This is a genomic window from Clostridium sp. 19966 (assembly GCF_032335695.1).
GTDB lineage: Bacteria > Bacillota > Clostridia > Clostridiales > Clostridiaceae > JACTOJ01.
Map to the genome: position 1 here is coordinate 1 of NZ_JACTOJ010000056.1, position 8076 is coordinate 8076.

9 protein-coding genes are annotated in these 8076 nt (G+C 32.0%); 6 read left to right on the plus strand and 3 right to left on the minus strand.

What is annotated here, in order from left to right:
* Positions 1–184: 184 nt before the first annotated feature.
* Both IAI10_RS24035 and IAI10_RS24040 read right to left on the minus strand, forming a co-directional pair.
* Positions 185–1642 (minus strand): helix-hairpin-helix domain-containing protein, encoded by a 1458-nt coding sequence (locus tag IAI10_RS24035; protein WP_315675852.1) that lies wholly within the window; start codon positions 1640–1642, stop codon positions 185–187.
* A gap of 64 nt (positions 1643–1706) precedes the next feature.
* Complete coding sequence (locus IAI10_RS24040; RefSeq protein ID WP_315675853.1) at positions 1707–2252, minus strand: ArsR family transcriptional regulator; 546 nt, start codon at positions 2250–2252, stop codon at positions 1707–1709.
* A gap of 395 nt (positions 2253–2647) precedes the next feature.
* On the opposite strand from IAI10_RS24040, the gene IAI10_RS24045 reads away from it, so the two are divergent.
* From IAI10_RS24045 to IAI10_RS24070, 6 genes are all read left to right on the plus strand, one after another.
* On the plus strand, positions 2648–2800 hold the full coding sequence (locus tag IAI10_RS24045) for a shikimate kinase (protein WP_315675854.1): 153 nt from the start codon (positions 2648–2650) through the stop codon (positions 2798–2800).
* Positions 2801–3241: 441 nt separating this feature from the next.
* Complete coding sequence (locus tag IAI10_RS24050) at positions 3242–3484, plus strand: VOC family protein (RefSeq protein ID WP_315675855.1); 243 nt, start codon at positions 3242–3244, stop codon at positions 3482–3484.
* 167 nt (positions 3485–3651) lie between these two features.
* Positions 3652–4575, plus strand: a complete 924-nt coding sequence (locus tag IAI10_RS24055; protein WP_315675856.1) for a hypothetical protein — start codon at positions 3652–3654, stop codon at positions 4573–4575.
* Positions 4576–4864: 289 nt separating this feature from the next.
* Entirely contained in the window at positions 4865–5845 is a 981-nt protein-coding gene (locus IAI10_RS24060) for a MerR family transcriptional regulator (protein WP_315675857.1), read from the plus strand.
* Positions 5846–5947: 102 nt separating this feature from the next.
* The gene (locus IAI10_RS24065) at positions 5948–6424 is read left to right on the plus strand and encodes a pyridoxamine 5'-phosphate oxidase family protein (protein WP_315675858.1); all 477 of its coding nucleotides are present in this window, start codon (positions 5948–5950) and stop codon (positions 6422–6424) included.
* The gene (locus tag IAI10_RS24070) at positions 6425–7513 is read left to right on the plus strand and encodes a hypothetical protein (protein WP_315675859.1); all 1089 of its coding nucleotides are present in this window, start codon (positions 6425–6427) and stop codon (positions 7511–7513) included.
* 47 nt (positions 7514–7560) lie between these two features.
* On the opposite strand, the gene IAI10_RS24075 is transcribed toward IAI10_RS24070, so the two are convergent.
* Positions 7561–7662, minus strand: coding sequence for a putative holin-like toxin (locus IAI10_RS24075; RefSeq protein ID WP_315675860.1), 102 nt, complete (start codon positions 7660–7662; stop codon positions 7561–7563).
* Between the last annotated feature and the right edge of the window lie 414 nt (positions 7663–8076).

The window sequence follows — 8076 nt, forward strand, 5'->3', positions numbered from 1 at the left end:
GCATGGGAAAATATGCGATTGGCAGACTGATTCAGAGGGCTTTCAGCCCAGCCAGTAATAGGCCCTTATAGGGCTGAGCAAACCACCGGCTAAGCCGGTGGTTATGATTTATCTATCGATTTAGGACAATTAAAGGCGAACATATCATAAATGAAGTAGAAGTTATGATATGCTCCTAATAATTTTATATAAAGTAATCTTGTCCAACTTCATCCACAGTATTAAAATATCCCTTTTTTACTCTTTCCTTAAGAATTTCAGTTGCCTTTTCTAAAGTAATTTTAGGGAAACTCATTAAATCGTATAGCGAAGCTGTATTAAGATTAATCTTTAGTGGTATCATTTCTTCATTAAGCCAAAAACATTTTCGAATTTTTACATGCGAATTTTCAATCCATATTTCCTTGCCTATATTTTTATCTATAGCAATATCATAATTTTCTATCATATCGCATAAATTATTGAAAGTTTTCTTGTATTCATTATAAGCGTCAATAAGAGCTTGTATATTTCCTATCATTCCATTATATGCAGCTTTTTCATATATATCAGCAAGGTCATTGGATATGGTTTTTCCTACTGTTGTTGATATGAATAATTTTATTAGTTCTTGTTTATCTTCAGGAAAACATTCACACCACATTTTTATAAATTCTATAAAAGGAATGGAGTTTTCATTTAAGTTATCTTTAATTTTATACCATGTCCAGAAAGTTTTTAGCATAACATTTTCAAAGGGTGTAAATAGTTCTTTTGCATCAGTTTCATTACTTATGTTTGAAAGTAAGAAATTGTTGTAGAAGTCTTTTGATAGAAAGTTGTTTTGTAAAATCTTATTTGTGCTTATTCTATAGAAAAGGGTTGCTATAACTCCTTCACAGGATAACATTTCTTGTGAATTTTTTAAATTTATTTTATCAAAAATTGTTGATGTATGTTCAAGCATTATAGTATCCACTATATTTAATTTTAGCTTATCGGTTGATGGAAGTAATTTTTTATGAATATACGTATTTTCTAAAATACCATTTAGTCTTAATTCAGTATCTGCTTCACATAGCCATAATTTGTTTATGTCTTTATCATAATTACACTTTAAATTATGGACTTCTTTATAATGTGTAATAAAATCATAGGACAATTTTTCGAAATGGATTGCCCAGCCTTCATTAAAAGCCATAAAAAAATCTGTAATTCCCATACTTACATGCTGTTTTGAAGAGTTACTGAAGGGGAAGTTTTTTAATATATTTGCCAGCATTATATGGCCTAATTCATGGCTGAAAATTTGAAGTTCACCATTATTTAATCTTTCTTCATCAATAACTAAATCAACATAATTTAAATGTGGATAATCAATAGATTCATATTCTTCTATTAATCTAAGTCCACAATTTGCAAATCCACCTTCATTATCTGAGAGTAATAATACATTTGGTCCAACAGTATCTTTCATTAAGTTTCTTGTACATTGACTCAATTTAATAACTGATTGATGAAATGGGAATTTTAACTCAGCAATTATTTTATTATACAGTGGAGAGGTTTTAGATAATTTCTCTCCGCAGTGAATATTATTAATGTCGTCTTTACCCTTTACTATGCATATTTTTTCATTTGGATTTGGGAAAATATATTCCATATTAATACCTCCTAAATTAGGCATCAGTTATAGATTTAGACACCTAAAAAATATTATTTTTTACTTAATCTATCCTATCATCATATTTTAGTCTCCTATTTAATGCTGCTATTGTAAGATATACATTTAACCCTTGATTGGTTGCAGTATATTTTCCATTTTCATTTTTACATATAAATTTATTTAATAATAATTCCTTTAAGTGATGATGGAGATGTCCTCCAGCCATTTTTGTTAATTCAACTAATTCACCGCTGCTGTACTGATTTCTAGTTAAATACCTTAATATACATATCCTTTGTTTAGAAGACAAAACATTACAAAGTGCTTCTATTTCTTCATCTGGTTCTTCTTCATCTAAAACGAATAATGAAGTCAATTGATAATCGTTAGCGGCATCTTTGTTATGAAATACCGATTGGAAGATGATACTGTCCTCATCTTTAAAATGTACTTTTAAGCTTTTAAGATTTTCATTTACCTCCTTTACTATGTTATTAAAATTATCGGATAGAGGAAGAACTGTACCTTGTTTTTCAATAGCATTTTTTCCAAAAACAGCACTTTCAAGTTTCTCAATTCTTTTTATTAAGTCATCTATTTGCTCCATAAGTTAATCTCCTATAAATACAATGTTATATTATTATATTATTATATAATTATATAATAATATAATTACGCTGTCAATAATGTTCATGGTTGTAAAATTAAAACATTTAAATTCGTGGATAATAAGTGTCACCCCTCGCCTCCACCATTGAAACCCTCGACGGATACGTCAATGGTTTTTCACTATGCATAAGTTTAGGATTATTTAGAGTGAACCGTACCATAAATAAAGGAGGTTTTTAGTCTTAACCATTGATATTACTTGGTTAAGACTATTTTTATAGGTGAAAACCGTAGCATAAGTATTAATATATTTACAAAATATGCTATAGTAAAAAGGTGAGTAAGTTTTAATTGAAAGATAAATAGGAATTTTGCGTTAAGGAGATAAAAGAAATGGCAAGAGGAATTATTATTTTTGGTTCATCTGGTTCTGGAAAAACAACATTAGGAAAATTGGTTGCAGAAAAGCTTGATTTTCCTTATTTCGATATAGACGATTACATTTGGAGAAAAGATACGGATAAACCTTTGGTTCTCCGTGCATGAGTACGCATTAACAATGGGCTAATTCGTTACCTTGTAAAGTACTTCGGCTAAATGGAGATGAGGACTTAAATAAGAATCTTCAAATAATAGTACGTGAATATTTGAAACAGAATTTTCAAGGCTAAACTTATTGAAAATTTTGATGTGAAAATTCCAAGTTGTAAATTAAAGAGTTATTTAAAAAATTATGGCCAAGCGTAAAATTGCAAAATGCAATATATAAAGAATATTCTCCTGTTAGTAAACTTCAGCCCTATGTAGACTGTTATTAGATTTCTAAAACAAACAATACTGCAAAGGATTTATTACAAGCAGAATTATACCTGATGGCTGCATGGATATAGTGTTTAATATAGAAGAAGTTAAAGATGTCCGTTTTTTACAATACAATAATCCTAATCAGTATTAAAATAGAAAAAAAGATATTGAGGAGGATTAGAAATGCGTTTAACTAATAGCTGTATTATAACTGATGATGTTAAGAGATTAAGTGAATTTTACGAAAACATTCTACAAATTAAAGCGGAGTTTTATGGAGATGATTATGCTGTATTTAGGGTTGGAGATAATGCGTTATCAATGTATGCTTTAGAAGCACATGAAAATATAGCCCCAGGTTCAGCTCAAGCTAAATCAAATAAAAGTATAATTCTAGAATTTAATGTTGAAAATGTTGATGAATAATACAAGCGACTAAAGGACATTAATATTGACTGGGTGAAAGCCCCAACCAATCAACCTTGGGGAAGTCGTTCCTTTTATTTACGTGATATTGATGAAAATATTATTAGTTTTTATACACTTATAGAATAGAAGTGCCTGGAATGAGACTATAAAAAGGAGTGAGATAATTGAAAAAACTAGGCTTAGATATCTTTGAAAAGGTTGTACAGTCCATTAATAGATATGCCAGACCATTAGAAAAATCAATATTTCAATACCGTTTCTTTGGTGGAACAGAGAATGAAATAGTAAATGAATTAAAAAAATATCAAAATAAAGATGGCGGTTTTGGTCATGGAATAGAATCTGACTTTAGACTGACCCATTCCTCACCTATGGCTACCTCCATAGGAATAAGGCTTTTATCTGAAATTGATAGTCTAAAAGAAGCCAAAGAAATGATATCGGCAGCAATAGGTTATTTAGAGACAACCTATGATATTAATAGAAATGGTTTGTTTGCAGTTCCAAAGGAATTAAATGATTTTCCTCATGCTCCCTGGTGGCATTATAATGAAGATGATGGGATGACAGTAATTGATAAAAACTGGGGAAATCCTTCTGCAGAAATTGTTGCATACCTATATAGATATAAAGAGTATGTTAAAAGCCTTGATATAGAAAAACTAGTGGAATATGCAATCAATTACATAGAAAGCAAGGAAGAAATCAGTTCAGAAAATGAAATATTTTGTTATATAAAGTTATATGAAGTTCTGACTGAGCATTTACAAATGAGATTAGAGAGAGTAATTTCATCAGCAGTAGAACATGTAATAGTATATGATACAAAAGAATGGCATGAATATGTTCCAACGCCAGTAGATTTTGTAAGCAGCATAAATAGCAGCAGATTTGGAGTTTTAGAGTCAAAAATAGATGAGAACTTGGATTTCTTGATTAATCAATTACAATCAGATGGTAAGATTAATCCACCATGGGGGGACAGCTATTATAAAGGCGATTTAAAAGAAGCATATAATGAATGGATTGGAGTATTAAGCTTAAAAGCATTAGTTACACTGAATGGATTTAAAAGAATTGAATTATAGACTTAATAGTAAATGACATAAATTTGGTGTATTATATACCCGGGTTAAAGGATTTTTTCTTTTGACCCATTTTTTTGTGCTTAGCATGGGAACTTTCCACATATTCAACACAAGAAAAGAATAATTGTACTGAAGATTAATAATCTGCAATAATGCTTATGACGTCTCTCAATAAGAGAGAAAATTTATATTTTCTACAAAAAAGTAGCATTACCCTCTTGACTCTTCCTTTGGGGAATCGTTTATACTAAATATATCCTTGCTAATTAAGAAAAGGGGGGCGAAACAAATGAATAACCTAATCAAAATCAAAGATGTGTCAAGCAAATATGATATTACAGCTCGTACACTGCGTTATTATGAGGACATGGGATTGTTGTCCAGCACCCGAAGTGATGACTACACATATAGAATGTACGACGATAACGCTGTTAGGCGCCTTGAACAAATACTCATTTTGCGCAAGCTGAATATCAGCATAAAAGACATTCAACGTGTTTTCAACACTTCCGGTTCTGATGTAGTTTTAGAAGTGCTGGGAAAAAAAGTACAGAACATAGACGACGAGGTTGCACTTTTGCATGAGTTGAAAGAAATCGTACTTGATTTTATACGTGAAATCGAGCAAGTGAACTTTTCAGACAACTCCGATATAAAACTGCTGTATAACAAGGCTAAAGAGATTGAAACACAGCTGGTAAGTGTTGACTATATCGGCAAGCCCTCTAATGTAAACCGCTTGCTTGAAATAACGGAAAAATTGGATAAAAAGATTCCTGATATAATGGTCGTCAGAATACCGGCATTCAAAGCAGTAACCTGTGGCGACCAACCGTGGGGGGAAATGTTCAAAGAAGGCGGATATATGTATCAATTGTGGCAGTATTGTCATTTGTATAAGAGTGTGATTTTCGATTGTTTTGATTTTTTGTTATCTAAAAATGATAAAGCTGAATGGATATGTGCCGTTAAAGATGGTGTTAGCGACGCTGATGTAAGCCCTTTTAAATTAATCGATTTTTCGGGAGGCCTATATGCTATGGCAGTCAGTATTGACGAAGATAACGAGAGCATACACAAAGTGGAAGATAAAGTGCGCCGATGGATTGAAAGCACAAATTTTGAGCTTGACAAAGACCGCAATGTTATGTTCAATATGCCTTATTTATATGAAGAAGGAAGAGATATTGCATATAAAGACATAGAAAAGGGACTTGGATATAAACAAATGCAAAGATATTTTCCCATCAAACTAAAAGAAGGGATATAAATATATAAGCAATTTCCCATGATTAAGTATTATTTAGGTAATTGGGAAATGCAAAGTATGACAGGGCATATAGAGAAATAAAAAATAAATGGAGGAATTATCATGAACAAGTATGAAAATGCCATGAAGCTTATGGAAGAATTCTGCGGAAACGGAAAGGACAACCTTATTGCTCTTGCAACTATTGCATTGTCCCCCAACGCCGTCGGCGATTCCCGTCCTGCTGTCCGTATGGTTGATGCTTATTATGAAGACGGTATGTTTTATGTTTCTACAGACGCTAATAAAAATAAAATGCTGGAAATTGGGAAAAACAGCGAGGTTTCCATCTGTGGGTTAGACTTGTTTGTTGCTCAAGGAACGGCTGAAAATCTCGGTTGGGTAAAGGATGAGAGGAACGCGGAAATAAGAGCGAAAATGAAAAAAATCTTCACATGGTTCGATGCACATGGAGACGAAGATAACCCTGACTCAATCGTCCTGCGTATAACCCTTACTGAAGGAACGATAACTGATAACGACAAAAAATACGGTGACTGGCAGTATAAAGTAGACTTTGCGAAGAAAGAAGTGAAATAAATGCCAAAGACGCTCAAGGATATGGCAAAACACTTAAAAAATGTTATTACGGCAGAAATACCTGAAACATATGCGATTAATCTAATGTTTGAAAATATATCAAAGGAGGAAGATATTCGAGAAGGAGTTCTTGCGTTCAGAAACTTTTTGTATCACCTTTGCGATGTTTTGATTGTTGAAGGTGATTCCTATGATAATCGTAAAAAGAATGCTCATGCATTTGATGACCGCGTTACTATTTCGGTATATTTTCCATTCTTGCACAATGTGAAATGCTTATTATTGAATATAGGCTTTCATGGTGTACTAACAGAAAACGCTCAATCCCTTACTGTCGGGAACAATATATTCAACACGAAAATCCCTGTTTCTAAAAGCATTGAATGCTTGCGATTCTTGACTGACTGCGGCATATTGATTGACGGTATAAACTTGAATGATAAAAAACTAGAGCTATCAAAAGCCGAAGAAATAAAGATTTCCTATCCTGATAATCCTGGTATGTTGACGGGCTTGAAGGTAATGGCAATAGCAGAGATAGAATTTGGTACAAACGCCAAGGAATCGAAGGTCAATAAGGCCAATGCAATCAGTTATTGCCGCTTCTCCGATATTTTATTGCGATGTGATTACAGAGTGTTGAAAAATAATAAAAGCGACGATGTTATTTCTATATTAAAAGATACTATGATACCTTTGTCTGCCAATGTGCAAGATTTTATATTGCAGCTACATCAACGCTATTTGGATAAAGGGCTTAAATGCAATGTGGATATAAAAGATTTATGGATAAAGATTAAATATTCTTATAAAGGTAAAGAGATATGGGGGATTAATGTATCACTTAATAATGGTTATCAAATAAACATCAAAGCGAAAAACACGGATAAATACGTTGATACCATCGAAAAATTCCCTTCATTTATACAAGAAATGATTGAAAAGGGATATGGCTGTGGAATAAAAAGAGGGATAAGCGATCATTGTAATGGAGGCTGCCAAGGGTTTCGTTTTTCACTGAATGACTCAATTATTGATATAAGAAATGCTATTGAAACCTGGCTTGACACGGAATTGTCATTTGTATAGTATAAGCATTAGCAAAAATAGTAGCTTCCAAATTGCGGGTGGGGCTACTATTTTTTCGATATTTTATCTATAAGTAACACTATAAATGTTAATATTGCTAATAAAAATAATCCACCAGTAAATAGTAACATTAGAACGTCATTACTCATTAAGTATCAACTCCCGTCTTAAAAGAGGTAAGTGATACCAGTAGCCCACAGTTAGCTATAAAATTGTACTTTAGAATTATACCATAATTATGTAGAAGATATACATAAGAATAAAATGGCAAAACCTCATTTAGAGTGGTTACGGTGAACCGTACCATAAATGACGCAGACTTTTGCTTAAAGCCTTGGTATGTACGGCATAAAGAGGATTTGTTTTAAATAAAACTGTAATAACATATGCTTATTTCAAAAATAGTAGATAACTAATTATGTAGTGCTACTATTTTTGATTTTTGCTGTACACAACACTATTGATATTCATTAAGTGGATATATTAATATCGTCTTGTTTGCTAACATAGCTTAGCAAAATAGCCTCAATAATAGCTCCAATCAGTACCATTAATAGGGGATA

Excerpts from the sequence above, each read along its gene's own strand:
- IAI10_RS24035 (WP_315675852.1), bottom strand. The coding sequence starts at position 1,642 with ATGGAATATATTTTCCCAAATCCAAATGAAAAAATATGCATAGTAAAG.
- IAI10_RS24040 (WP_315675853.1), bottom strand. The coding sequence starts at position 2,252 with ATGGAGCAAATAGATGACTTAATAAAAAGAATTGAGAAACTTGAAAGT.
- IAI10_RS24045 (WP_315675854.1), top strand. The coding sequence starts at position 2,648 with ATGGCAAGAGGAATTATTATTTTTGGTTCATCTGGTTCTGGAAAAACA.
- IAI10_RS24050 (WP_315675855.1), top strand. The coding sequence starts at position 3,242 with ATGCGTTTAACTAATAGCTGTATTATAACTGATGATGTTAAGAGATTA.
- IAI10_RS24060 (WP_315675857.1), top strand. The coding sequence starts at position 4,865 with ATGAATAACCTAATCAAAATCAAAGATGTGTCAAGCAAATATGATATT.
- IAI10_RS24065 (WP_315675858.1), top strand. The coding sequence starts at position 5,948 with ATGAACAAGTATGAAAATGCCATGAAGCTTATGGAAGAATTCTGCGGA.
- IAI10_RS24070 (WP_315675859.1), top strand. The coding sequence starts at position 6,425 with ATGCCAAAGACGCTCAAGGATATGGCAAAACACTTAAAAAATGTTATT.
- IAI10_RS24075 (WP_315675860.1), bottom strand. The coding sequence starts at position 7,662 with ATGAGTAATGACGTTCTAATGTTACTATTTACTGGTGGATTATTTTTA.